Source organism: Flavobacterium sp. IB48 (assembly GCF_016405855.1).
Classification (GTDB): domain Bacteria; phylum Bacteroidota; class Bacteroidia; order Flavobacteriales; family Flavobacteriaceae; genus Flavobacterium; species Flavobacterium ginsengisoli.
In genome coordinates, this window is the sequence record NZ_JAEFCA010000002.1 from 713,041 (window position 1) to 737,949 (window position 24,909).

The window sequence follows — 24,909 nt, forward strand, 5'->3', positions numbered from 1 at the left end:
ATTTTTTCAGGATAGCAAAAGGACAAAATGTGAATTTTGTCCTTTTTTTTTGCTTTCTATTAGACTAATTTTAACGGATTTACATAATTAAAAGCCAAAAGATGGGAATTATGTAAGAGTATATACAACACATTCTAAGATTCGACTTCTAATTTTGTTCATGAGTTTAAAATAAAAACAATTTAATTTTTGATATCATGAAAAAGAAATTAGTATCAGCCTCTCTATTATTACTATCTTTTGCGGCAGGCGCACAAAATATGGCTACGACTTCTACAAAACCTAATGTAGAGCAAGAATACAACAAATGGTCGATTGAACTTAATGGTGGTGTTAACAAACCAACAAGAGCTATGACTCCAGGTTATACTACTGAATCATTAAACTTTTTTCACGGTGATCTAGGAGTAAGATATATGTTTAATCCAAAATTTGGTTTGAAATTAGATGTTGGTTACGACCAATTTAAAGAGAAAAAAGATACTCCAGATTTTGAAAGCCGCTATGTTAGAGCAAGTTTACAAGGGGTTATCAATGTTGGACGTGCATTAAATTTTGAAACTTGGACAAACACAATTGGTCTTTTAGCACATGGAGGTTTTGGAGTTTCTCAAATTAGCACTGAAACAGGATTTGGAGGTCAAGATTACATGGCTCACGGAATTGCTGGTTTAACTGGACAAATTAGATTAAGTGACCGAGTAGCTTTAACAGGAGATCTTACTGGAATTATAAACGGAAGACAAAACTGGAACTTTGACGGAATGGGAAACACAACAACTGGTTCTTTTGACGGTATTTTACTGAATGCTTCTGTTGGTTTAACGTTCTACTTAGGAAAAAACCAGAAACATGCTGACTGGGTTGGTGAAGAAGATAGAATTGGCGAATTGGAAAAAAGAGTGGACTTAATCGAAACTGGTCTTATCGATTCAGACAAAGATGGAGTTGCTGATTTATACGATTTAGAACCAAACTCTATTGCTGGAGTTGCTGTTAATACAAAAGGGCAATCTATTGATAATAATCAAAATGGTGTGCCAGATGAGCTAGAAAGCTATTTGGATAAAACTTACGAGAAAAAAGGCGCTGGAACAGCTACAAACAATACTGTTGAAGAATTAATTAACGGTGGTTATGTAAATGTTTATTTCGATTTCAACTCGTCTAAACCTACAAACGCTTCTTTATCTGGTGTAGATTTCTTAGTGAAATATTTGAAAAACAATCCTGGAAAATCAGCAGATATTATTGGATATGCTGACGAAATTGGAAACTCAAACTACAATGTTGAGCTATCAAGAAAAAGAGCTGAAGCTGTTAAAAAAGTGGCTGTAAATGCAGGAATTGATGCTTCAAGATTGAATGTAATTGCTAACGGAGAAGATACTTCTGTTAACAAAAATTCTAAAGAGGCACGTCAGATCGTGAGAAGAGTTACTTTCCAAGTGAAGTAATTTATATAAAGCTAAAAGCAAAAAAGGAGCTATTTCAATACGAAATAGCTCCTTTTTATTATAAAACAGTGTTTTAAAAAAATTAGATTTTGAATACTTATTTAAAGCTTCGGAGAAGCGAAATATTTATAGCAAATAATATACGTTTACGATATAAAGCTCCAGCGGAGCGAAATGTTCTTTTACAATCTAATACATGTCGCTCCGCTGGAGCTTTTTCATTTTGTTTTATTGAGGTGCTATAAATATTTCGCTTCTCCGAAGCTTACAAAAAAAAGGACAAAATGTATATTTTGTCCTTTTTTATATTTTAGATAAACCTAATTATTTATCAATTGCTCTTTTTGTAATGTCTCCAAAAGCATCAATTCTTCTATCTCTGAAGAATGGCCAGTTTTGACGAACATTTTCTTGTAAATCTAAATCAACCTCAGCAATTAAGATTTCTTCTTTATCGTGAGAAGCTTGAGCCAAAATTTCTCCTTGCGGTCCAGCAATAAAAGAAGCTCCCCAGAACTGAATTCCTTCTGTTCCTTCAAGATATTTTTCTAAACCAATTCGGTTAGCTGCCGCTACGAAAACGCCATTAGCAACTGCATGACCTTTCATAACATTCATCCAAGCGCCATATTGGTTTTCTCCGTATTGTTCTTTTTCTTTAGGATGCCATCCGATTGCTGTTGGGTAAAATAAAACCTCAGCACCTTTAAGAGCTGTAATACGAGCTGCTTCTGGATACCATTGATCCCAGCAAATTAAAGTTCCAACAGTTCCTTTTTTAGTTTCAATAGCCTGGAAACCTAAATCTCCTGGTGTGAAATAGAATTTCTCATAGAAATGTGGATCGTCTGGAATATGCATTTTACGATATAAACCAGCTTCAGTTCCATCAGTATCAATAATGTAAGCACTATTATGATAGATTCCAGCCATTCTTTTCTCAAAGAAAGGAACAATAATTACTACTCCTAATTCTTTTGCCAATTCGCTGAATGCAATAAATGAAGTGCTGTACAATGGCTCTGCTAATGCAAAATTATCCACATCTTCACTTTGACAAAAATAATGACTGCTATATAATTCAGGCAGTAAGATAACTTCTGCACCTTGACTTGCAGCATCTCTTACCCAACTGATACATTTTTTAAGATTATTTTCGGCAACATCATTCAGATTTAACTGAATAACCGATATTTTATACTTTCTTTTCGCCATGACATAAAATTTAGAGTGCAAAAGTAGTAAATTTTAAAGGAATGTCAAAGTTTGCAAATCGGTCTAATATTAAATTAAAGATCATTTCACGTTAGCGAATTCTTCTAACTGTAAACTAACATTCTCATTCTATTTGTTCTTCTGCAACTTCATTTTTATAAAATCGAAAAAGCCACTTTTCATCGATTTAAAATCTATGAAAAATGGCTTAATTTAAGATTATATTGTTTAAAACCGTTACTGGATAACTAATGTTTTAACCAAGAATTCTGTTTCTGATTTTTTGAATTTAATTTCGAAAGTTCCTTTTGACTGCGGTGAAAATGTATAAACAGTATGCAGTGCAGTTGGCGTTTGATTAGCACAAGTTTCCTTCGGATATTTAACCTCTATTTGAAATCCGCTCTCTTTACCAATAGATATATCACTAATTCTATCAAACTGCCCACAAGCGTTCTCAGCTATAAAAGAAATTTCAAAATTAATATCAACCCCTACTTTTCCTGTAGATGGACCTGAAATAGCAGTAACATCTGCAGCTTTTGAAATAGTTTGCGGTGTTTCTTTCTTATCATCATCGCTACTGCAAGCAACCAAAGAAACAGCTAAAAATAGCACTGCCAAAACTGATTGTAATCTAAAAATTCTCATATAAGTAAATTAATTGTTTTATTATGTAGATGGTGCTAAATTACAAAGGTTGCTTGAAATAATGCAAAATAATTTTAGTTTGTCAAAAAAAAGCCATTTTGCATTGATTAAAAGTAATCTTAGCAAAATGGCTTTCAACCTAAAAAAATATCAACTAAGCTTGTTGTTAGTCTATCACTACTTTTTGAGTAAGGAATTCTGTTTCCGATTTTTTAAATTTAATTTCAAAAGTTCCTTTTGCAGCAGACTTAAATTTGTATACAGTCTTTTTTGGTTCTGGCACTTGTTGCGTGCAAACTTGTGAAGGGTATTTTGCAATTACTTGTAAACCTTTTACAGACCCAATTGTTACTTCTGAGATTTTATCAAATTCTGCGCAAGCGTTGTCTACTACATACGTCACATCGTAGCTTAATTCATCATTTACTTTACCTGTTGCTGGACCTTTAATTTCGGTTACTAAAGCAGCTTTTGATGTAGGAGCTGGTGTTTTGTTGTCATCGTCATTACTGCATGAAACAAATGCAATTGATAAAAATAATACTACTAAAACTGATTTTAATCTAAAACTTTTCATATAAAATAATAATTAATTGTTAATTACTATGAAGACGGAACAAGGTTGCAATGGTTGCTTTAAGAAAAATGTTAAAAATTTCACCAAAACACTAAACAACTATAAATCAACATCTTATTCATGTAAAAAAAAGTCAAGATTTACCGATATTTCTTATATAAAATAAATATTTCTGGTTTACTTCTTATAGAAACAGCATCATTTTTTGAACATCTCAAAAGCTATCGGGACTCAACTTGATCTGAAAATATTACCTTCTGCCACAAAAAAAACATCAGCCTTTCGACTGATGTTTTTTATTAATTGGAAGCAATTTTTAAACTGCTGATTCTTTCTTTTTAAATATTTTTTTGAAAAGATTTACTATCGCCAATACAATAAACCCTATGATAAGGCCAATTGCAAATTCTTTTATAATAGAAGGAAAATTTGGTAGAAGGTGATGAAAAAATTCAATATTATGAACGAATAATCCGCCTGAAACCATAATCAAAGCAATTGTACCAATTATGGTTAAAGCTTTAATCACTTTTGGAAGGGCTTGAACTAATACATTTCCAATACTTTTTAAAAGGCTTTTTTCTTTTTTACTACTCTGAATCATTTTAAAACCTACTTCATCCATACGCACAATAATCGCTACGATTCCGTAAACTCCAATTGTTGCTATAACAGCGATGATGGAAACGGTTATAATTTGTGATACTAATGGTTTCCCTATTACAGTTCCAAGAGCAATGATCACAATTTCTACAGAAAGGATAAAATCAGTTACGATTGCCGATTTTACTTTTTCTTTTTCAACTAGCAAAATTTGTTCTTCGGTAAGCACTTCATCAGTTATTCCTTCAGATTCTTCGTGTCCGTGAGGAACTATAAATTCGTAGATTTTTTCTGCTCCTTCGTATGCTAAGAACAATCCCCCTAATACTAAAATTACCATAATCGCAATTGGAAAAAACGCGCTTAACAAAAACGCAATTGGAAGAATAATAATTTTATTTAATAAAGAACCTTTACTAATTGCCCATAAAACTGGAAGCTCTCTAGATGAAGCAAACCCTGAAGCTTTTTCGGCATTTACTGCTAAATCATCGCCTAGAATTCCGGCTGTTTTTTTTGCAGCAACTTTACTCATTACTGCCACATCATCCATAATTGCAGCGATATCATCTAATAGAGCGAAAAAACCTGAACCCATTTTTTTAAATTTATTTTTAGTGATGCGAATCTAGACATTTTGACTTAATTTGCCCAATAATATCGTATCAAAGTTTGAGTTTTTATTCGTAATTTTCTGTAATGTGCCTTTAATTGCACTGTCCTAAAAGAACCCATAAAATAATAAAAACTATGATTGTCCCGAAGCAGCCTCCTCCTAGTTTTTTAGCGCCATATCCTGCTAATAACCCTCTAAATATATTGTTCATAATTTCTAGTTTTAGTTAATAAATTGCTGATTTTTATTAATTTAAAATTGGTTCTTTTTTTCGAATTTCTTGTTATATCAAATGGCTAAAAAGTTTCAGAATTTTAGGCAAAAAAAAAAAAGCATCAGTAAAAAACTGATGCTTTTTTAAGATTAACATGAAAAAAATTAATTAGCTGTTTGGTTTCTAAAAACCAACTTGCCATCGAAAGCATCCAATAAAATGATGCTATCTGTTGTTATGGTTCCTGCCAAAATTTCTTTTGACAATTGATTTAAAACTTCTCTCTGAACAACTCGTTTTACTGGTCTTGCACCAAACTGAGGATCATAACCTTTGTCTGACAAGTATGCAATAGCTTCTGGAGTTGCATCCATTGTAATGCCTTGCAGAGCCAACATTTTGGTAACGCTCTTCAATTGTAAGCTCACGATTCTTGAGATGTTATCTGCCGTAAGCGGCGTAAACATTACGATTTCGTCAATACGATTTATAAATTCTGGACGAACCGTTTGTTTCAACAATCCTAAAACTTCATTTTTAGCCGCTTCTGTTGCTGCTTCAACACCGCCCTTTAGATTTTCGAATTTCTCCTGAATAATTTGGCTTCCCATATTAGAAGTCATAATGATAATCGTGTTTTTGAAATCGGCCAAACGTCCTTTGTTATCTGTTAAACGACCTTCATCAAGAACTTGCAATAAAATATTGAAGGTATCTGGATGCGCTTTTTCGATCTCGTCTAACAAAATCACAGAATATGGTTTTCTACGAACAGCTTCTGTCAATTGTCCACCTTCATCATAACCTACGTATCCTGGAGGTGCACCCACTAAACGGCTCACGCTGTGACGTTCTTGGTACTCACTCATATCGATACGTGTCATTGCATTTTCATCATCAAAAAGATATTCGGCCAATGCTTTTGCCAATTCGGTTTTACCCACTCCGGTTGTTCCTAAGAATAAGAATGTTCCAACAGGTTTTTTCATATCCTGTAAACCAGCGCGACTTCTACGTACTGCATCACTCACTGCTTCTATCGCTTCTTCCTGACCTACTACACGTTTGTGTAATTCATCTTCCAAATGCAATAGTTTTTCTCTTTCTGTTTGAAGCATTTTTGTAACAGGAATTCCTGTCCATTTTGCCACAACTTCTGCAATGTCTTCTCTAGTTACTTCTTCTTTAATTAAAGAGTTTCCAGATTGAAACTCTTGCAATTGTTTTTGCAATGTTTCCTGACGTTCTTGAGCTTCTTTTATTTTTCCATAACGAATTTCGGCTACCTTTCCATAATCACCATCACGCTCAGCACGTTCAGCTTCATACTTGAAGTCTTCTATTTCGTGTTTTACAGCCTGAATTCCATCAACAATATCTTTTTCTTGTTTCCATTTTGCATAGATTTCGTTTCGCTCTTCTTTCAAGTTGGCCAATTCCATACCTAAAATCTTAAGCTTGCTTTCTTCTTTTTCACGCTTAATGGCTTCAATTTCAATTTCTAACTGCATGATTTTACGATCCAAAACGTCTAATTCTTCTGGTTTTGAATTGATTTCCATACGTAGTTTAGAAGCAGCTTCATCCATTAAGTCAATCGCTTTATCTGGCAAGAAACGATTCGTAATATATCTTTGCGAAAGTTCAACTGCTGCAATAATTGCTTCGTCCTTAATTTGAACTTTATGGTGTGTTTCATATTTCTCTTTAATTCCACGAAGAATTGAAACCGCACTTTCTGTATCTGGTTCGTCAATTAACACTTTTTGGAAACGTCTTTCAAGCGCTTTATCTTTTTCAAAATATTTTTGATATTCATCTAAAGTTGTAGCACCTATTGCTCTCAACTCTCCACGAGCCAAAGCTGGTTTCAAAATGTTTGCTGCATCCATTGCGCCTTCACCTCCACCCGCTCCTACAAGCGTATGAATCTCGTCAATAAACAAAACAATATCTCCTTCTGCTGATGTAACTTCTTTTACAACCGATTTTAAACGTTCCTCAAATTCTCCTTTATACTTCGCTCCGGCAATCAAAGCTCCCATATCTAGTGAGAAAACGATCTTTTCTTTTAAGTTTTCTGGAACATCTCCATCCACAATTCTATGTGCTAAACCTTCTGCAATAGCTGTTTTACCAACACCTGGCTCACCAATAAGCATTGGGTTGTTTTTGGTTCTACGAGTTAAAATTTGCAACACACGACGAATTTCTTCGTCACGGCCAATAACTGGATCTAGTTTTCCTGTGCGTGCTAATTCGTTTAGATTTTTTGCATATTTATTTAACGAATTATATGTCTCTTCAGCAGAAGCCGAAGTTACTCTTTCGCCTTTACGTAATTCTTCTATTGCTGCTTTTAGACCTTTTCCTGTTACCCCTTGATCTTTTAAGATCTGAGAAACTTTACTTTTTGAATCAAAAATGGCTAAAATTAAATGTTCGATCGAAACATATTCGTCGTTCATTTTTTGTGCAATGATTTCTGCTTCATTCAAGGCTTTGTTTGCATCTCTCGAAAGCATAACATCACCTCCTGAAACTTTTGGAAAACTCTGAATTGTAGCATCTAAAAGCTGTAAAAATAACGGCACATTTACATTTAATTTTTTCAGAATAAATGGTGCAACGTTTTCATCAACTTCAAAAATAGCTTTGAAAATGTGTTCATTTTCAATTTGCTGCTGGCCATTTCGTTGCGCTAATTGCTGCGACAACTGAATGGCTTCCTGCGATTTAATAGTAAACTTATTTATATTCATATTTTTTCGATTTGATTGATTTAACTGTTTGAAAATTATAGGATTAAAGTTACGATTTATTGAGCTAAGTTTTTAACTCAAAATAATTTAACTTTGCATTGAAATAGACAAATTATATTCCACAGTAAAAAAACAGACAAAATGACATTTAAAATCAAGTTTTTCTTGTTTTAGCATGTCAAAAAGTCATAAATAACGCCAAATATGAGTTTTTTAAATTCAATCTTCGGAAGTTCAGAGAACTCAGAAGCATCAAAAAGTAAAGTAAACTGGACAGAATTAACAGATATGCTTCAATTAATGGAAATAGAAGCTATTTCTAATGAAAAACCAGTTGTAATTTTTAAACATAGCACAAGATGCAGCATTAGCCGAATGGCCTTAAAACAATTTGAAAGAGAATATGACCTTGAAAATGTTGTAGACGCGTACTTTTTAGACTTAATTGCACACAGAGATATTTCAAACGAAATTGCAAGCAGATTTGGAGTTTATCACGAATCTCCTCAGTTGATATTAATCAAAAACGGTAAAGCGGTTTACGATGTTTCACACAGTGATATTGATGCTGAAGCATTGAAAAGCAAAGTGTAAATTTACTTTTATGAAATGTAAAATGTGAGAAGTAAGATATTTAAATACAAATCATTACCTCTCACATTTTACTTTTTAAATTTTACCATATTAAAAACTTCCTCCGGAACCTCCTCCACTAAAACCTCCGTCTCCAAATTCCATTGGAGAAGCTTGCGGTTTTACCTCTGGTTTTATTCCGAATGTAGAAGCCACAACTAAGGCTTCAGCATTTAAAAGTGTATCTGAATGATTGATCCTATCTGGCTTAAAAGTCAAACCGCTTTCTTTTTCTTTCAGTTTTTTAATTGAAAAATAAGCTATTGCAAATAAAACCAATCCGCCAAGTGTAAGCGCAACTTCCACAGGCAAAACTGAATGATAAAATCGAATGGTATAAATTGAAAATGCAATGGCCAAAAAACTAATCCAAAGCATTATTCTATCTTTTGTTTTTAAAGCCTTAACCAGATAAAACACCGGAACTACAAAAGTGAAAGCATAAAAGAAAAATGCAAACGGAATATCGGTTCCTGGCTTTACCTCTTCTCCTAAAAGCTCTGCAGAAAGTTCTCTAACAACCAAATAATTACAAGAAAGATAAAAGAGAACTAAACAAAAACTATTTGCTAATAATAATCCATTGTAATAGTGACTTTCAGCTAAACGGTCAATTATTTTTTTAGTTATAAAATAAAAAATACCAGCAAAAATCATTACTACAAATGGCAAAATAGCTTTTCCAATATCTCCAAATTCAAACATTCCGAAAAACAAAAAAGCACTTACAGCAACACAAAAAACAAGCATTGACAATACATGCAAATATCTTAAGAACATAAATAATGAAGCTGCAGAAACAAAAAGTGCTATAATAATTTCGTAGCCTTCTGTTGTAATTGCAATTGCAGCTCCAACGTTTAAAAGTGCTCCTAAAATAAAAGCATCATCGAGTCCATGATTGTGATAATCTTGCTTGGCCAGTAATTCTATACCAACAAATCCGATTACGGCAAAAATATAACAGCATATTTCAAAAAACACACGTTCACTGCTTAAACCGACTAGAGTAATTACCCCACAAATTGAAAGATATAAAAAGCAGCCAAGCAAAAAGAATCCAATTCTAACCAAAATATTGCTTTGGCTTTTTAAATCTGGTAATTCTTTCTCTATAAACTTTTTTTGGTCTTTACTAATAAAACCGCCTTTGTACAATGTATCTGCTTGATCAATTAAAGCTCCATTGTCTATTTTTCTTTTATCGTAAGCTATCATTCTGAAATTTCTTTGTGGAAGTTTTTAATTAGTTTAATAAAAAGAACGATTGAACCAATGAAGTAGGCTGGCAAAAGAAAAACAAACAATTCCCAAATATCAGAGAAATCAATGTTTTCAAAAATCCTAAACAAAAATATATTGGCTCCGATATAAGCATAAACAATCATAAATACATACAATGACATTGCCTTATAATCGTAACTTGCTTTATAAAAATAATATGTTGAGCCAGCTAAAATTAAAGTAAACAACATCCAAGCAATTGTATCATAACTGGTCATGTTAGCTATAGAAGCAATGCTGGCAATATGCAATGCAAATGTTAGAAAAATTAAACCAAAATGTGTTTTTAAAGAAATTCTACGACTATAAACGACCCATAAAATTAATAGCACACTTAGAGCAATAGCTGAATAACTAAGATTTTGGCTTGCATAAAAATCATTGCTTTTTAATAAATCTTGTGGCGTTACCGAAAGACCGATATAAGCTGCTAAACCAGTAATTGCGATCGTTAAAACACTTCTATTATCGAAATAATAAGCACAAAAGAAACTCACTATTGTTGGAACCAAAGTAGCCAATCCGTAATGTTCTCCAAAAGGTTTATATTGAAACTGAAGATATCCTATAAAAATACAAGTCAGAATATTTCCTGCTAAAACCAGATATTCTAAAACAGGATGCTCAAAAGTTGTTTCTTCTTTCTGAAAACCTTTAGAATGTTTGAAACAATAAAAAAAGCAAACTGCAATAACAATTAAGAGCAATGATAAAATAGCGATGTGTCCTATTGAATCTATATTTTCGTAAATCAAAATTCCAATACCAGAAGTAAAAAGTATTACCGACAAATAAAGAAAAAGCTTCAATTCAGCATTCAAAGAAAAAATAGAAAGATCACGATATTCTTTTATTTCCCGAAACTGATTTTCAGTAATTAGATTTTTCTCAAAGAGACTTTGAGTTGCCTGTTCATCAAATTGCTTCATATCTTAAATTTAAATAACCTTTTTTCAAATTTATATAAATTAGGTCGAATTTTCTTAAATTTGAAAACAATATTTTGAAAACAAAAAAAACCGACTCACATCTGTAAATCGGTTTTAAGCATTCTAAAAATTGTTTCTTTATAAAACTGCTTTCATTTTATCTTTTATCGCATCTAAACATAAATTATTGATACTTCCTTCGTGCGTATGTTTGGTTTCTTTAGGAGACTTGTATGTTCCAGCTTCCAATTGTTCTGCAACAGCTTTGTAAGCATCTCTAAACGGCATTCCAGCAACAACCATTTCGTTTAAAGTATCTACAGTAAACAAATAATCGTATTTTTTATCTTCTAAAATACGATCTTTTACAGTGATATCTTTTATCGAGAAAATTGCAATATCCAGACAAGATTTCAAAGTTTGAATCGCTGGAAATAAACCTTCTTTTAAAAGCTGTAAATCTCTGTGATACCCGCTTGGAAGATTATTGGTAATTAAAGTAATTTCGTAAGGAAGCGCCTGAATCTTGTTGCATTTTCCTCTGATTAATTCGAAAACATCCGGATTCTTTTTGTGAGGCATAATGCTAGAACCTGTTGTAAGATGCGCCGGAAGACCAATAAAGTCAAAATTCTGGCTCATATACAAACAAACGTCCATTGCAAATTTTGACAATGTTCCCGCAACGCTTGTCATGGCAAAAGCAACAGTTTTCTCAGCTTTTCCACGGCTCATTTGAGCTGCAACAGCATTGTATTTTAAAGTTTCAAAACCTAATTCTTTTGTTGTAAATGTTCTATTGATTGGAAATGAACTTCCATAACCAGCAGCAGAACCTAATGGATTCTGATCTACAATTTTAGAAGCTGCGTTCAACATAGTTACATCATCAATTAAGCTTTCAGCATAAGCAGAAAACCACATTCCGAATGAAGAAGGCATTGCGATTTGTAAATGTGTATAACCTGGCAATAATACGTTTTGATGTTTTTCTGCCGATTCCATCAATAAGTCAAACAAGGTCTTTACTTGTTCTTTTATCGCTTTTAATTCATCTTTTAAATACAAATGAACATCTACTAAAACCTGATCGTTACGAGAACGTGCCGTGTGGATTTTCTTTCCTGCATCACCTAGTTTTACTGTTAAAAGATATTCGATTTTAGAATGCACATCTTCAAAACTGTCTTCGATTTCGAAATTTCCAACAACGATATCCGCAATGATTTCGTTTAATGCATCAACTAAAGATGTTGTTTCTTCTTGAGTCAATAAACCGATCTGTCCCAACATTTTGGCGTGTGCAATTGAACCTAAAGCATCATATTTTGCTAAAACCAAATCCAATTCTCTGTCATTTCCGACTGTAAATTGTTCGATCTGTTTATCTGTTGGTATTCCTTTTTCCCAAAGTTTCATAGGTCTTATTTTTACAAACCCGACAGGTTTTAAAAAACTGTCGGGTTTAATTTCATTTCAATTATAATTTAAAGAAATCAGTTAGTATTTTGATATACAAATCGATTCCTTCTTCAATTTCATTTACAAAAATAAATTCGTCTGCTGAGTGCGAACGCAATGTTTCTCCTGGTCCTAATTTTAAAGACTGACAACTTAAAACCGATTGATCTGAAAGTGTTGGCGAACCATAAGTTGTTCTTCCTAATGCGATTCCTGCTTGAACCAAACCGTGCGAAACCGGAATAGAAGAAGCATTTAAGTGCATTGATCTTGGTGTTACTTCTGCGTTTACATTTGCTTTAACCACTTCTAGAATTTCAGCGTTTGTATAACGATCTGTTACGCGAATATCTACAACCAAATCACATTCTGACGGCACTACATTATGCTGCTTTCCTGCATTAATCTGCGTTACGGTCATTTTTACAGGACCTAAAACATCTGAGATTTTGTCGAATTTATAGTTTTTAAACCATTCCATTACTGGAATTGATTTGTATAAAGCGTTGTCGTCATTTTGATGTGCGGCGTGGCTTGCGGTTCCTTTTACTTTTACATCAAGAACTAATAACCCTTTTTCTGCAACTGCCAATTGCATTAAAGTTGGTTCTCCAACAATCGCGCAATCTAGTTCTGGCAAGCTTTTTAAAACGCTGTTCAAACCATTTTTCCCGCTGCTTTCTTCTTCTGCAGAAGCTACAATTACAATATTATGAGAAAGGTTTTGATTTTCATAGAAATGAACAAATGTTGCTAGCAATGAAACTAAACATCCTCCTGCGTCATTACTTCCTAAACCGAATAGCTTTCCATCTTTTTCAATCGCTTTAAATGGATCGTTGGTGTAAGCTTGATTTGGGCGTACAGTATCGTGATGTGAGTTTAGTAAAAGTGTTGGTTTGTTTTCGTCGAAATATTTGTTGAAAGCCCACACATTGTTGTTTTCTCTCTTGAAAGGAATTTCATTCTGATTGAACCAATTTTCGATTAAAAGAGCTGTTTGGTCTTCTTCACTTGAAAATGAAGGAGTTTCGATTAAGCTTTTTAATAAACTAATTGCTTCCTGGGTAAGCGTATCTATATTTTTCATTTTGTTGTGCTCTTGCCACAAAGGCGCTAAGTCGCTAAGTTTTTTTTAAGTTTTTACTTTCTTAACTAAATAATATGCGACATTTTTAATTTGCGCAAATTTCCAAAATTAAATTTTAAAAGTACTGCGCAACTCTGTTTTTTTGCCACTAATTACACGAATTTTCGCAAATTATTTTTTGGTTTTAGATTTAAAATCAAAATGATTTTTTTAATATTCATCTAAAATTATTTTCTCTTTTAACAGATAAAATTAGTGTCAATTCTTGGCGACAATTTTTATAATGTAATCGTTGTATGCGGAATATCTGAGTTTTGAAGCATTTTATGATGTCCAATTTTGATTTTCTGTACACCTCGAGATAAACTATTGAAGCAGTTATCCAATTTTGGAATCATTCCAGAATGGATTACTTTTTCTTCTTTTAGTTTATTGTATAATGGCTCGTTGATTTCTGTTATTACAGATGAATCGTCTTCTGAATCTTGTAAAACGCCTTGTTTTTCAAAACAATATGTTAGCGTCACATCAAAAACTTCAGATAAAGCAATTGATAATTCACTTGCAATAGTATCGGCATTAGTGTTTAATAATTGTCCGTTTTTGTCGTGTGTAATCGCACAGAAAACGGGAACAACTCCAGCTTCCAATAAAGTTGCCAGTAATTTGGTGTTGACTTGTTTTACGTCGCCTACAAATCCGTAATCAATTGTTGGGTGATTCCTTTTTGTTGACTGAATTAAATTTCCGTCAGCTCCAGAAAAACCAATTGCGTTATTGTCTTTTGCCTGCAATTGCGCCACAATATGTTTATTGATTTGTCCAGCGTAGATCATCACTACAACATCAAGCATTGGAGCATCTGTAATTCGGCGTCCGTCAATCATTTGCGGAACTAAACCAATACTCTGTGCCATTTTTGTAGCCGATTTTCCTCCGCCGTGAACTAAAACTTTATAGCCTTCAATTTTAGAAAAATCGGTTAAGAATTGTTCTAATTCTGTTGGATTATCAATGATGTTTCCACCTATTTTTATTACGGTAACTTTCTTCATAAGATTCTAAGGTTCTGAGATTCTAAGATACTAAGTTTTTTTCTGCGCAAAGTTTCTTAGCATCTTAGTAGCTTAGAATCTTAGCAACTTCGAAAAATTATATTTTTTTAAGAATCTTTTGTAAAACTAATTGTGCTGAATACGTTCTATTGTTCGCTTGTTCGATTACGATTGAATTTTCTCCATCTAAAACTTCGTCACTTACAATTACGTTACGACGAACCGGAAGACAGTGCATGAATTTTCCGTTATTGGTTAAAGCCATTTTTTCGGCAGTAACTGTCCAGTTTGGATCGCTGTTGGTTACTTTTCCGTAATCGTTGAAGTTACTCCAGTTTTTTACATAAACGAAATCAGCATTTTCGAAAGCTTTGTTTTGATCGTATTCAATTGTGCAATCTTTTGTAATTTCTGGACTTAATTCATAACCTTCTGGATGTGTAATTACAAAATCCATATCTTTCTGCATCTGCATCATTTCTACAAATGAATTCGCAACTGCTTGAGGCAAAGCTTTTGGATGCGGCGCCCAAGAAAGAACCACTTTTGGTTTATGTTTTGTTTTAAATTCTTCCATTGTAATGGCATCTGCCAAAGACTGCAATGGGTGACGTACAGCGCTTTCCATGTTTACGATTGGCACTGTAGCGTATTTCAAAAATCCTGAAATTACAGTTTCCTGATAATCTTTTTCTTTATCAACCAAACCTGCAAAAGCACGAATTGCAATAATATCACAATATTGAGAAACTACTTCTGCTGCTTCTTTGATATGTTCTGAAGCACCAGAATTCATCACAGCTCCATCTTCGAATTCTAATGTCCATCCTTCGTTGGTAAAATTCATTACCATTACGTTCATTCCTAAGTTCATTGCCGCTTTTTGAGTACTCAAACGCGTTCTTAAACTTGGATTGAAGAATAACATTCCCAGAGTTTTATTCTTTCCTAAACTTTGATTTTTAAGCGGATTCTTTTTGATTTTAATCGCTTGTTTTACCCATTTTGATAATGAGTTGATGTCTTTTATTGAGATATAGTTCATGTCTTTTTGTTTAATCGGTTAATCGTTGATTTGTTTAATCGTCTTGCGAGTTAAACAAATATAACTTTCGTCCATTTTGTATTTTATATATTTAGTTTCTAATCGATTAACCGAATTAACAATTAAACGATTTTCGTAAAAGGAATTTCGTCTTTTAATGCCTTTAAAATAAAATTATCATTTAAACCATTTACAATCCAGGTTTCAATATTGGCTGCTTTTGCGATTCCTGCTGCTTCTATTTTAGATTGCATTCCTCCTGTTCCGTGTGATGATTTTGATTCGCCGATTTCTTTTTCCAGCGATTTTAAATCATTTACCAATTTAATTGTTTGAGGAACTTCATCATTAATGGATTCTTTTGTATAAATTCCATTTGTATTGGTCGCAATAATCAGAATATCAACATTTAAAAGAACTGCTGTCAAGGCAGCTAATTTATCATTATCTCCAAACCGAATCTCATCTGTAGCAACGGTATCATTTTCATTAATAATCGGAATGTAATTATTTTTGACTAATACATTAATGGTATTTACGATGTTCTTTTTGGTCTGCTCTTTTTCAAAATCAGAATAAGAAAGTAAACATTGTGAAGTATTCAATCCTAAATCCTTAAAATTCTCATTGTAAATCCGCATTAAATGTGGCTGTCCGATTGAAGCTAAAGCCTGTTTTACAAAAACATCTTTATCCTGATTATCCAGCTTCACAAACTGTTTTGCTGCTGCAATTGCTCCTGAACTTACGATGATAAATTCATATTCATCATTTAAAGCCGCAATCTGTATTCCAAGATCTTCAATCTTTCCCCGCGAAATATGATTGGTTTCTTTGGTTAAAGTATTACTTCCTATTTTTAATAAAATCCGTTTTTTTGTCATTTTATTTAAAGATACTAAGGTTCTAAGATGCTGAGATTCTAAGTTTTTTTTTAGAATTATCTAATTATCTAATTGCCTCAATTTTCATATTATCCAATTACCTAATCTGTCCTTCTCCGTAAACGTACCATTTGTTTGTTACGAGATGTTGAAGACCGATTGGACCGCGTTGATGCAATTTATCTGTACTTATTGCTAATTCTCCACCAAGACCAAATTGTCCGCCGTCTGTAAAACGGGTTGAAGCATTTTGGTAAACTGCTGCTGCGTCTATTGATTCCATAAACTGCTGTGCAGCTTCATTATCTCTCGTAATAATTGCTGCAGAATGTCCTCCGCAGTACTTATTAATCATATTAATGGCGTGTTCCTGAGAATCGATGGTTCCAATTACGATTTTATAATCTAGAAACTCTTCATACCAAATATCTTCGTTTTCGATCGTCTTGGTATTTTCGAAATACTCTAAAGATTTATCTACAATAACTTCTACTTTTGATTCAATTAAAGCTTCAACTAACATTGCTGTGAAACCTTCAAAATTGGGAAGTTTTGAATCAATTAAAACTTTATCTAAAGCATTACAAGCTGAAATTTTAGCTGTTTTAGCATTTAAAATTACTTTTAATGCTAAATCAGTGTCTGCTTTTTCATGAACGTAAACGAAATTATTTCCGCGTCCGCTTACTATTACTGGGCAAGTTGCGTGCGCTTTTACGAATTCAATTAGTTTTTCTCCGCCTCTTGGAACTATTAAATCTACTTTTTGAGTTGGTTTTTCTAAAAAAGCCTGAGTTTCTGTTCGGTTGTAATTGAGATATTCCACCCAATCTTTTGAAACTCCGTTTTCTTCTAAAGCTTTATGCCAAAGACTTACAATTTTAAGATTTGATTTTAAAGACTCTTTTCCTCCTTTTAATAAAATCTTATTTCCAGATTTAAAAGCAATTCCGCCCGCTTCAATGGTAACATCTGGACGGGATTCATAAATAATTAAAATTGTTCCAAAAGCAGCGGTTTTGTTGACCACTTTTATTCCATTATCATGCGTAAAATGAAAACGCTCAACGCCAACGGGGTCTTCCTGAGAAGCCAATTGGTTTAATGACAAAATCATCTCGTCGACTTTTTTATCATCTACTTTCAGGCGTTCTTCCATCGCTAAATCTGAGCCGTCGTAATCGGCAAGATCTTCCTGATTAGTCAAGATTATCTCATTCCGCTCCTGCTCGACCAGCTTTGCCATAGTCCGCAAAACCGCATTACGTGTTTCAATTGATAATGGTTTCATAATTTCAAGTGGGTTGGTTGTTTTTTGGTTGTTCTTTTTATAGAAACTTATTGATACCTAACAGGTTTTAAAAACCTGTTAGGATAATTGCGTGTTTAGTTTTTTAATTCTTCTAAACTTTCTTTTAAAGCTTTTACAAACGTATCGATATCTGCTTTTTTGACAGTTAAAGGCGGTAAAATTCTTAATAGATTTTTATTGTTCGCGCTACCTGTAAAAATGTGTTTTTCGATGATTAATTTCTTTCTTAAAGCTGCAACATCAAAATCAAACTCAACTCCAAGCATTAATCCTTTTCCTTTTACTTGTTTGATACCTTCAACTTCTTTGATTTTTTCTAAGAAATATGTATAAACTTCGTTTACATTTTTCTGTAAATCCAATTTTTCAATCACATCTAAAACCGCAATTCCTGCTGCACAAGATAAATGGCTTCCACCAAAAGTCGTTCCTAATAATCCGAAACTTGCTTCGAATTTTGGAGAAATTAAAATAGCTCCAACTGGAAATCCGTTCCCCATTCCTTTTGCAACTGAAATAATATCAGCGTTAATTCCGTGGTGTTGGAAAGCGAAGAATTTTCCGCTTCTTCCGTATCCAGATTGCACTTCGTCTAAAATCAAAACAACATCGTGTTTTTTACATGCTTTTTCTAAAGCTTGGAAAAATTCAGTTGTTCCTTGATCTAAACCTCCAACTCCTTGAATTCCTTCGATAATTACTGCTGTAACATCGCCTTTAGCCAATTCAGCTTCAACTAATTTGATTTGGTTTAAAGGTAAAAAAGTAACTACTTGCTGTGCATTAATTGGAGCAACAATTTTTTTGTTATCCGTAACCGCAACAGCTGCAGAAGTTCTTCCGTGGAAAGAATTATCAAAAGCTACAACTCTTGATTTTCCGTTATGGAAAGAAGCTAATTTCAAAGCATTTTCATTTGCTTCAGCTCCAGAACTGCATAAAAACAATTCGTAATCTTCAAGACCAGAAAGTTTTCCTAATTTCTGAGCCAATTCCACCTGCAAAGGATTCTGAATGGCATTCGAATAAAATCCTAAATTATCGATCTGATTCTTTAATTTTGCTACATAATCCGGCTGTGTGTGTCCGATAGAAATCACACCATGTCCGCTGTATAAATCTAAATATTCTACTCCTTTGTCGTCAATAATTGTACAATCTACTGCTTTTACTGGAGTTATGTCGTATAATGGGTAAACGTTGAATAAGTTCATTTCTTGTTTTGTTTATTTTGTTTCAGGTTTCAGGTTTCAAGTTAACTTGCAACGTGAAACTTTAAACTTGAAACTAGTTTATATTTCTTTGTATCAATTTCAAGTCACGTACAGAACGTGAAACCTGAAACTTTAAACTTGAAACTAAAAAATTAAAATCCGCTTGGTTTCAAATGTAAACCTGTGGTTTCTTCTAAACCGAACATTAAATTCATGTTTTGAATCGCTTGTCCTGAAGCACCTTTGGTTAAGTTATCGATAATTGATGTTATGAGAACCCGGTTTCCTTTTTTCAATAAACTAATAATACATTTATTCGTTTGCACCACTTGTTTCATGTTGATATTTGTTGTGGTAACGGTTACAAAAGGTTCATTTTTATAGAAATCTTCGTATTTAGCAACCAATTGCTCCAAACTATCATCGCATAATGTATATAAGGTTGCAAAAATTCCTCTTGGAAAATCTCCTCTATTCGGAATAAAAAGCAATTCGCTGTCAAAATCATCCTGCAGCTGAACTAAACTTTCTCCGATTTCTCCCAAATGTTGATGCTCAAAAGCTTTATAATGTGACATATTGTTATTTCTCCAACTGAAATGAGAAGTTTCTGAAAGACTTACTCCTGCTCCTGTGCTTCCAGTTGTTGCATTAATATGAACATCATTATTTAGCAAATTATGCTCGGCTAAAGGCAATAATGCCAACTGAATAGCCGTTGCAAAACAACCTGGATTTGCAATATAATTTGTCTTTTTGATTTCGGCTTTATTGATTTCAGGCAATCCGTAAACAAAATCTTTTCCTTCGAAATGGGCATCTTTATTCAGCCTGAAATCATTTCCTAAATCGATGATTTTAGTATGACTTGCAAACTGATTTTCTTTCAAAAATGAAATTGATTTTCCATGCCCTAAGCACAAGAAAACAACATTTACATTTGGATTGATTTCAGCTGTGAAATTCATTTCAATATCACCCATCAAATCTTGGTGCGCTACAGAAAGTGGCTTTCCAGCATTTGTTGTACTGTAAACAAAATCGATGTTTACTTTGGGATGATACATTAAAATTCTGATGAGTTCTCCGGCTGTGTAGCCCGAACCACCAATAATTCCGACATTAATCATGATCTAATTTGTTTACAGATGAGAATATGTTTTGTGCATTTCCTAAAATCTTAATAAATCCTTTCGCATCGTCAGATGTCCAAGCATTGTTCATTTCTCCGTATTGTCCAAAACCTGTGTTCATTAAATCGTTTTCAGATTCGATTCCATCAAGTGAGAAATGATATGCTTTTAATGAAACTGTTACGGTTCCATTTACTGTTTTTTGTGTGTCTTGCAAGAAAGTTTCGATGTTTCTCATTACTGGATCTAAGAACTGACCTTCGTGGAATAACATTCCGTACCAGTTTCCTAATTGCTCTTTCCAGTATTGCTGCCATTTTCCAAGAGTATGTTTCTCTAACAAATGGTGCGCTTTGATAATAATTAACGGAGCAGCAGCTTCAAAACCAACTCTTCCTTTAATTCCAATAATTGTATCTCCAACGTGAATATCTCTACCAATTGCGTAAGCGCTTGCCAGTTTTTCAAGAGCTACAATATTATTTGAAGGTTTATCTGTTTTTCCGTTTAAACCAACTAATTCTCCTTGTTCAAAATGAAGGGTTACTTTTTCTTCGCCTTCTTTTTGCAATTGCGAAGGATACGCTTCACTTGGCAATGGCTGACTTGAAGTTAAAGTTTCTTTTCCTCCAACACTTGTTCCCCAAAGTCCTTTATTGATAGAATATTGTGCTTTTTCCCAAGAATAGTGAACTCCGTTTTGAGCTAAATAATCTACTTCTTCTTGTCTTGAAAGTTTTAAATCTCTAATTGGAGTAATAATTTCGATTTCTGGAGCAATAGTTTGGAAAATCAAATCAAAACGAATTTGATCATTCCCTGCACCAGTACTTCCGTGAGCGATTGCAGTAGCTCCTACTTTTTTCGCATATTTTATAGCTTCAATTGCTTGGAAAACACGTTCAGCACTTACTGATAATGGATATGTATTGTTTTTTAATACGTTTCCGAAAATCAAATATTTGATAGCTTTATCGTAATATTTATCTAAAATTGTTAAGTTGGCGTGTTGTGCACTTCCTAACTCGTAAGCTCTTTTTTCAATAGCTGTTAATTCTTCAGCAGAAAATCCTCCTGTGTCAACAAGAACAGTATGAACTTCGTATCCTTTTTCATTTTTTAAATATTTCAAACAATACGAGGTATCTAATCCTCCGCTATAAGCTAATACTACTTTTTTCATTTTTTATAATTTTGGCTAATACTTTCGTATTTAGCAGTTTGAGATTTTTTCTAGTTAATTTGACTTAGACAAATAATGACAAGATTTTGTTTAAGAATAATGCCTGTTTAATTTTTTTAAGTCTGCTTAAAACAGCCTCGTTAAAAGGATGTCTTGGTGGCGTTTTTTGTTTTTCTTTAGGGTCGTATAACATTCCTGTACAAAGGCACATTTTGTTTTCTTTGCTTTGTAAAATCGGGAAGTTAGTACAGGTTTTACAACCCGCCCAAAAACTTGGATCGGTTGTTAATTCTGAGAACGGAACTGGTTTATAACCTAATTCAGAGTTAATTTTCATAACTGCCAAACCAGTTGTAATACCAAAGATTTTAGCATCTGGAAATCTCTTTAAAGAATAATCAAAAACTTTCGATTTTATCTTTTTTGCCAAACCATGACTTCTATAATCAGGATGTACAATTAATCCAGAATGAGCAACAAATTTTCCGTGCTGCCAGCTTTCTATATAGCAAAAACCTGCAAATTTTCCGTCAGCCAAAGCAATCATTGCATCACCATTTGCCATTTTTTTCTGAATGTACTCAGGAGTTCTTTTAGCAATCCCCGTACCTCTTAATAAGGCAGATGATTCTATCGTATCGCAGATTTCCTGCGCATACTTAAAATGTTCTTCTTGAGTTACAACAATAGAGATCTTCATTTCAATTATTGAAGTTAGAGTTAAAAATTAAAGCATATTGATTCGCTTGAAATCCAGAATTGAATCCAATAAAATTAAGCATAAAAGAAGTAACATTCTCAAAATCAAAACATTGATTAAGAAAATTCACAAAATAATAAATACTTTTAGGATGTGTTTGTCCAATGGACAAATTATGTGATTTCAAAATGAAAAATGGATATGAATAAATATACGGCTATAAAACTCAGTGAACACTATAAAGATAGTGTCCGTACTTCGGGAGAAGTAATCGGTGAGTTTGTCCGTGACAAAGAAGTTATATGTAAACTTATTTTATTCATCGGTGCAAAAGTACATTATTTTTTTATTTCCAAAACAAAAAATTTAAATTCTAACATTTTTTTTACGTTTTGTGAATATAAAGAAAAACAAAACCCGATAATTATTTATAATTATCGGGTTTTGAATATTTTACAAAAGTGAAATTACTTTTTCGTAAACTGCATAACTTGACCGTTTCCTAAGATCGTCATGTCAAAACCAGTTTTAGCTTCGTTAAATTTAAATTTTAATCCAGCTCTAGGCGATTCAAAAGTATCTTTTTCATTTGGAACAGGATCTAAAGAAAAATTCGGATAATTTGGAAGTTCAGCTGTTAAAACACTATTTCTGTCAACCAAATTAATCGTTAAAGGAGATTTAGCCGTAACATAATTACCTAAATAACCATCTATGATAATCGCTTTTTCTACTTTACCCGTGCCTGCAGTCCAAACATTATTAGATTCATTATTATCAGGGAAAGCATGATCAGGATCCAAAATAATACTTTCAATTTCTTCTGTAGAATTATGTTTAAATGACCAGCTGTTATTACGTTGCCAGATTTCTACTGGTAGATTAACTCTCGTCACTTTTCCGCTTTTTGTTTTCACATCTAAAACAATTGGCATTGGCATTTTATCAAAATTCTCAACTGTAATAATCACTCCTTTTGAAGGGTCATTTTTTACATATTTAATTGAATTGATTCCTTGATCGAATCTCCAATTATTTACATACCAGCTTCTCCAGAACCAGCTTAAATCTTCACCAGCAACATTTTCCATCGTTCTAAAGAAATCATCAGGTTGAGGATGTTTATAAGCCCAACGCTCAATATAAGTTCTAAAAGCAGTATCGAAACGTTCTTTTCCTAAAACCTGCTCTCTTAAAAGAACAAGACCAGCACTTGGCTTAAAATAACACAACATGCCAATATTCTTTTCTTTCATGTTATCAGGAGAACTCATGATAGTCTCTAAATCTGGACGCGTGAAAGATTCTGCTTCTTGGTGTAAATCTGTTGGCTGTTCTTTGTACTCACCGTTATTAAATGCAGCAGTACTTAATGAATTAATAAATGTGTTGAATCCTTCGTCCATCCAAGCAAATAATCTTTCGTTTGACCCCACAATCATTGGAAACCAGATATGTCCAAATTCGTGATCTGTAACTCCCCAAAGATCTTGTCCTTTAGATTTCCATCCGCAGAAAACAATTCCAGGATATTCCATTCCTCCTTCATTTCCAGCTACGTTTGTAGCTGCTGGATAAGGATATTCAAACCATTGTTTAGAATAGTGCTCAATTGAAGCTTTTACATATTCTGTAGAACGGCCATAAGCACCTTGCCCATCGCTTTCAACAGGATAAGCAGACAATGCTAAAGATTTTTTACCGCTTGGAAGGTTAATTTTTGCACCATCCAAAATGAACGCAGGAGATGATGCCCAAGAAAAATCACGTGCATTTTTAATTTTATAATGCCATGTTTTTTCACTTCCTGAATTATTGTTTGCTGTTGCGTTAACCTCATCAGCAGTACGAATCATGACTGTTTTATCGCTATTAGCTGCATCTTTATATCTTTTTAATTGTTCGGCAGAAAACACTTCCTGACCGTTCAACAATTCTCCAGAAGCTACAACATAGTGATTTGCTGGTACAGTAAGTTTCACATCAAAATCACCGTATTCTAAATAAAACTCAGAAGCACCTAAATATGGAGCAGTATTCCAACCTCTCACATCATCGTACACACACATACGCGGGTACCATTGTGCAATTGTGAAGATTTTTCCGTTTTTAGTTTCTAAAACCCCCATTCTATCAGATCCTTCGAAAGGCGCGATGAAAGAGAATTCGATCTTAATTTTTACAGAACCTCCTTTTGCCGCTAATTCCTGAGGAAGAAAAACCTGCATTCTTGTATCTGTAACTATGTATTTAGCAATTGTCTCTGTTTTAGTTTTTCCTCCAGAAATCACTTTTACAGATTTAATTTTGTTTCCGCCATCAAAAACTTGTCCTTGCGCTCCGTTACGGCTTCCTGTCAAAGGCACAACAGCGTTTCCTCTAGAATCATCTTTAAATAAGTTTTGATCTAAATTCAGCCAAAGAAACCCCAGTTTTTCGGGACTATTATTAGTATAAGTAATTTCATCTGTACCTACAATCTCGTTTGTAGTTGCATTTAATTTTGCCGTAATCTGATAATCGGCTCTGTTTTGCCAATATTCTGCTCCCGGTTGACCGCTAGCAGTACGAGTTGTCGTACCATTTTTTGTATAAAAATGAGGACCAAAGGCATCATGATAATTGTAATTGTTTACCGGATTTGTTGTTGTCGCCTGCGTAGTTTGCTGCGCCCAAACTGAAGAAATCCCAAAAAATAAAGCCGCGGTTAAAATGGCTTTTGCAGATTGCTTTTTCATATTTTTTAGCTGTTTATGTAGCAAATTAATGAAAAAAAAAGCTATTTACAGAGAAATTTTAAAACATAAATTTAATTTTAGCAAAATTTTATCAATAAAATAATTTAAGCCTTTTTCTTAAAAAACTAGATTTTATAAAATATATTTACATCT

At 33.3% G+C, this 24,909-nt stretch carries 21 protein-coding genes; 3 read left to right on the top strand and 18 right to left on the bottom strand.

All coding sequences use genetic code 11. The features are described 5' to 3' along the window. Nucleotides 1–197 precede the first annotated feature (197 nt). Nucleotides 198–1,457, top strand: coding sequence for an OmpA family protein (locus JC605_RS10100; protein WP_198856055.1), 1,260 nt, complete (start codon nucleotides 198–200; stop codon nucleotides 1,455–1,457). Between the two features lie 324 nt (nucleotides 1,458–1,781). Here the strand turns inward: JC605_RS10100 and JC605_RS10105 are convergent, their stop codons facing one another. The 5 genes from JC605_RS10105 to clpB form a co-directional block, all read right to left on the bottom strand. Next, on the bottom strand, nucleotides 1,782–2,672 hold the full coding sequence (locus tag JC605_RS10105; RefSeq protein WP_095927649.1) for a carbon-nitrogen hydrolase: 891 nt from the start codon (nucleotides 2,670–2,672) through the stop codon (nucleotides 1,782–1,784). 237 nt (nucleotides 2,673–2,909) lie between these two features. Continuing rightward, nucleotides 2,910–3,323: a hypothetical protein gene (locus tag JC605_RS10110; RefSeq protein ID WP_198856056.1), complete on the bottom strand. Its 414-nt coding sequence runs from the start codon at nucleotides 3,321–3,323 to the stop codon at nucleotides 2,910–2,912. A 166-nt stretch (nucleotides 3,324–3,489) separates the two neighbouring features. Continuing rightward, nucleotides 3,490–3,900 (bottom strand): hypothetical protein, encoded by a 411-nt coding sequence (locus JC605_RS10115; RefSeq protein WP_198856057.1) that lies wholly within the window; start codon nucleotides 3,898–3,900, stop codon nucleotides 3,490–3,492. Nucleotides 3,901–4,216: 316 nt separating this feature from the next. Beyond that, nucleotides 4,217–5,101, bottom strand: coding sequence for a DUF808 domain-containing protein (locus JC605_RS10120; RefSeq protein ID WP_198856058.1), 885 nt, complete (start codon nucleotides 5,099–5,101; stop codon nucleotides 4,217–4,219). 396 nt (nucleotides 5,102–5,497) lie between these two features. Further along, nucleotides 5,498–8,095 (bottom strand): ATP-dependent chaperone ClpB, encoded by a 2,598-nt coding sequence (gene clpB, locus JC605_RS10125; RefSeq protein WP_198856059.1) that lies wholly within the window; start codon nucleotides 8,093–8,095, stop codon nucleotides 5,498–5,500. A gap of 204 nt (nucleotides 8,096–8,299) precedes the next feature. On the opposite strand from clpB, the gene ytxJ reads away from it, so the two are divergent. Then, complete coding sequence (gene ytxJ / locus JC605_RS10130; RefSeq protein ID WP_198856060.1) at nucleotides 8,300–8,689, top strand: bacillithiol system redox-active protein YtxJ; 390 nt, start codon at nucleotides 8,300–8,302, stop codon at nucleotides 8,687–8,689. A gap of 90 nt (nucleotides 8,690–8,779) precedes the next feature. Here the strand turns inward: ytxJ and JC605_RS10135 are convergent, their stop codons facing one another. The 12 genes from JC605_RS10135 to JC605_RS10190 all read right to left on the bottom strand — a co-directional run bounded on the left by JC605_RS10135 (nucleotide 8,780) and on the right by JC605_RS10190 (nucleotide 22,018). Next, the gene (locus tag JC605_RS10135) at nucleotides 8,780–9,946 is read right to left on the bottom strand and encodes a hypothetical protein (RefSeq protein WP_198856061.1); all 1,167 of its coding nucleotides are present in this window, start codon (nucleotides 9,944–9,946) and stop codon (nucleotides 8,780–8,782) included. Then, nucleotides 9,943–10,941 carry a DUF2157 domain-containing protein gene (locus tag JC605_RS10140; protein WP_198856062.1) on the bottom strand — a complete coding sequence of 333 codons (999 nt, stop codon included), beginning with the start codon at nucleotides 10,939–10,941 and terminating at the stop codon, nucleotides 9,943–9,945. The genes JC605_RS10135 and JC605_RS10140 overlap by 4 nt, the downstream gene beginning before the upstream one ends. 138 nt (nucleotides 10,942–11,079) lie before the next feature. Continuing rightward, a complete protein-coding gene (gene argH / locus JC605_RS10145; protein ID WP_198856063.1) occupies nucleotides 11,080–12,360 on the bottom strand; it encodes an argininosuccinate lyase in 1,281 nt (426 codons plus the stop codon). Between the two features lie 61 nt (nucleotides 12,361–12,421). Next, complete coding sequence (locus JC605_RS10150; RefSeq protein ID WP_198856064.1) at nucleotides 12,422–13,492, bottom strand: M20 family metallo-hydrolase; 1,071 nt, start codon at nucleotides 13,490–13,492, stop codon at nucleotides 12,422–12,424. Nucleotides 13,493–13,770: 278 nt separating this feature from the next. Beyond that, a complete protein-coding gene (gene argB, locus JC605_RS10155) occupies nucleotides 13,771–14,547 on the bottom strand; it encodes an acetylglutamate kinase (protein ID WP_198856065.1) in 777 nt (258 codons plus the stop codon). Between the two features lie 97 nt (nucleotides 14,548–14,644). After that, on the bottom strand, nucleotides 14,645–15,592 hold the full coding sequence (locus tag JC605_RS10160) for an N-acetylornithine carbamoyltransferase (RefSeq protein WP_177209974.1): 948 nt from the start codon (nucleotides 15,590–15,592) through the stop codon (nucleotides 14,645–14,647). Between the two features lie 122 nt (nucleotides 15,593–15,714). Further along, nucleotides 15,715–16,476: a glutamate 5-kinase gene (gene proB, locus JC605_RS10165; RefSeq protein WP_198856066.1), complete on the bottom strand. Its 762-nt coding sequence runs from the start codon at nucleotides 16,474–16,476 to the stop codon at nucleotides 15,715–15,717. A 97-nt stretch (nucleotides 16,477–16,573) separates the two neighbouring features. Further along, nucleotides 16,574–17,767, bottom strand: coding sequence for a glutamate-5-semialdehyde dehydrogenase (locus tag JC605_RS10170; RefSeq protein WP_233074082.1), 1,194 nt, complete (start codon nucleotides 17,765–17,767; stop codon nucleotides 16,574–16,576). 95 nt (nucleotides 17,768–17,862) lie between these two features. Next, nucleotides 17,863–19,002, bottom strand: coding sequence for an aspartate aminotransferase family protein (locus JC605_RS10175; protein WP_198856067.1), 1,140 nt, complete (start codon nucleotides 19,000–19,002; stop codon nucleotides 17,863–17,865). Nucleotides 19,003–19,154: 152 nt separating this feature from the next. After that, entirely contained in the window at nucleotides 19,155–20,132 is a 978-nt protein-coding gene (gene argC, locus JC605_RS10180) for an N-acetyl-gamma-glutamyl-phosphate reductase (RefSeq protein ID WP_198856068.1), read from the bottom strand. Next, nucleotides 20,125–21,318, bottom strand: a complete 1,194-nt coding sequence (locus tag JC605_RS10185) for an argininosuccinate synthase (protein WP_198856069.1) — start codon at nucleotides 21,316–21,318, stop codon at nucleotides 20,125–20,127. Before JC605_RS10185 ends, argC begins: the two co-directional genes overlap by 8 nt. Before the next feature lie 64 nt (nucleotides 21,319–21,382). After that, on the bottom strand, nucleotides 21,383–22,018 hold the full coding sequence (locus JC605_RS10190; RefSeq protein ID WP_008463114.1) for a GNAT family N-acetyltransferase: 636 nt from the start codon (nucleotides 22,016–22,018) through the stop codon (nucleotides 21,383–21,385). 201 nt (nucleotides 22,019–22,219) lie between these two features. On the opposite strand from JC605_RS10190, the gene JC605_RS10195 reads away from it, so the two are divergent. Next, the gene (locus JC605_RS10195; protein WP_198856070.1) at nucleotides 22,220–22,483 is read left to right on the top strand and encodes a hypothetical protein; all 264 of its coding nucleotides are present in this window, start codon (nucleotides 22,220–22,222) and stop codon (nucleotides 22,481–22,483) included. A 2-nt stretch (nucleotides 22,484–22,485) separates the two neighbouring features. Here JC605_RS10195 and JC605_RS10200 read toward each other — a convergent pair whose 3' ends face one another. Beyond that, on the bottom strand, nucleotides 22,486–24,756 hold the full coding sequence (locus JC605_RS10200) for a M1 family metallopeptidase (protein ID WP_198856071.1): 2,271 nt from the start codon (nucleotides 24,754–24,756) through the stop codon (nucleotides 22,486–22,488). Nucleotides 24,757–24,909: the final 153 nt, after the last annotated feature.

Bases quoted from the DNA above. Each gene is read 5' to 3' on its own strand.
- JC605_RS10100 (WP_198856055.1), top strand. From the start codon at position 198: ATGAAAAAGAAATTAGTATCAGCCTCTCTATTATTACTATCTTTTGCG.
- JC605_RS10105 (WP_095927649.1), bottom strand. From the start codon at position 2,672: ATGGCGAAAAGAAAGTATAAAATATCGGTTATTCAGTTAAATCTGAAT.
- JC605_RS10110 (WP_198856056.1), bottom strand. From the start codon at position 3,323: ATGAGAATTTTTAGATTACAATCAGTTTTGGCAGTGCTATTTTTAGCT.
- JC605_RS10115 (WP_198856057.1), bottom strand. From the start codon at position 3,900: ATGAAAAGTTTTAGATTAAAATCAGTTTTAGTAGTATTATTTTTATCA.
- JC605_RS10120 (WP_198856058.1), bottom strand. From the start codon at position 5,101: ATGGGTTCAGGTTTTTTCGCTCTATTAGATGATATCGCTGCAATTATG.
- clpB (WP_198856059.1), bottom strand. From the start codon at position 8,095: ATGAATATAAATAAGTTTACTATTAAATCGCAGGAAGCCATTCAGTTG.
- ytxJ (WP_198856060.1), top strand. From the start codon at position 8,300: ATGAGTTTTTTAAATTCAATCTTCGGAAGTTCAGAGAACTCAGAAGCA.
- JC605_RS10135 (WP_198856061.1), bottom strand. From the start codon at position 9,946: ATGATAGCTTACGATAAAAGAAAAATAGACAATGGAGCTTTAATTGAT.
- JC605_RS10140 (WP_198856062.1), bottom strand. From the start codon at position 10,941: ATGAAGCAATTTGATGAACAGGCAACTCAAAGTCTCTTTGAGAAAAAT.
- argH (WP_198856063.1), bottom strand. From the start codon at position 12,360: ATGAAACTTTGGGAAAAAGGAATACCAACAGATAAACAGATCGAACAA.
- JC605_RS10150 (WP_198856064.1), bottom strand. From the start codon at position 13,492: ATGAAAAATATAGATACGCTTACCCAGGAAGCAATTAGTTTATTAAAA.
- argB (WP_198856065.1), bottom strand. From the start codon at position 14,547: ATGAAGAAAGTTACCGTAATAAAAATAGGTGGAAACATCATTGATAAT.
- JC605_RS10160 (WP_177209974.1), bottom strand. From the start codon at position 15,592: ATGAACTATATCTCAATAAAAGACATCAACTCATTATCAAAATGGGTA.
- proB (WP_198856066.1), bottom strand. From the start codon at position 16,476: ATGACAAAAAAACGGATTTTATTAAAAATAGGAAGTAATACTTTAACC.
- JC605_RS10170 (WP_233074082.1), bottom strand. From the start codon at position 17,767: ATGAAACCATTATCAATTGAAACACGTAATGCGGTTTTGCGGACTATG.
- JC605_RS10175 (WP_198856067.1), bottom strand. From the start codon at position 19,002: ATGAACTTATTCAACGTTTACCCATTATACGACATAACTCCAGTAAAA.
- argC (WP_198856068.1), bottom strand. From the start codon at position 20,132: ATGATTAATGTCGGAATTATTGGTGGTTCGGGCTACACAGCCGGAGAA.
- JC605_RS10185 (WP_198856069.1), bottom strand. From the start codon at position 21,318: ATGAAAAAAGTAGTATTAGCTTATAGCGGAGGATTAGATACCTCGTAT.
- JC605_RS10190 (WP_008463114.1), bottom strand. From the start codon at position 22,018: ATGAAGATCTCTATTGTTGTAACTCAAGAAGAACATTTTAAGTATGCG.
- JC605_RS10195 (WP_198856070.1), top strand. From the start codon at position 22,220: ATGAATAAATATACGGCTATAAAACTCAGTGAACACTATAAAGATAGT.
- JC605_RS10200 (WP_198856071.1), bottom strand. From the start codon at position 24,756: ATGAAAAAGCAATCTGCAAAAGCCATTTTAACCGCGGCTTTATTTTTT.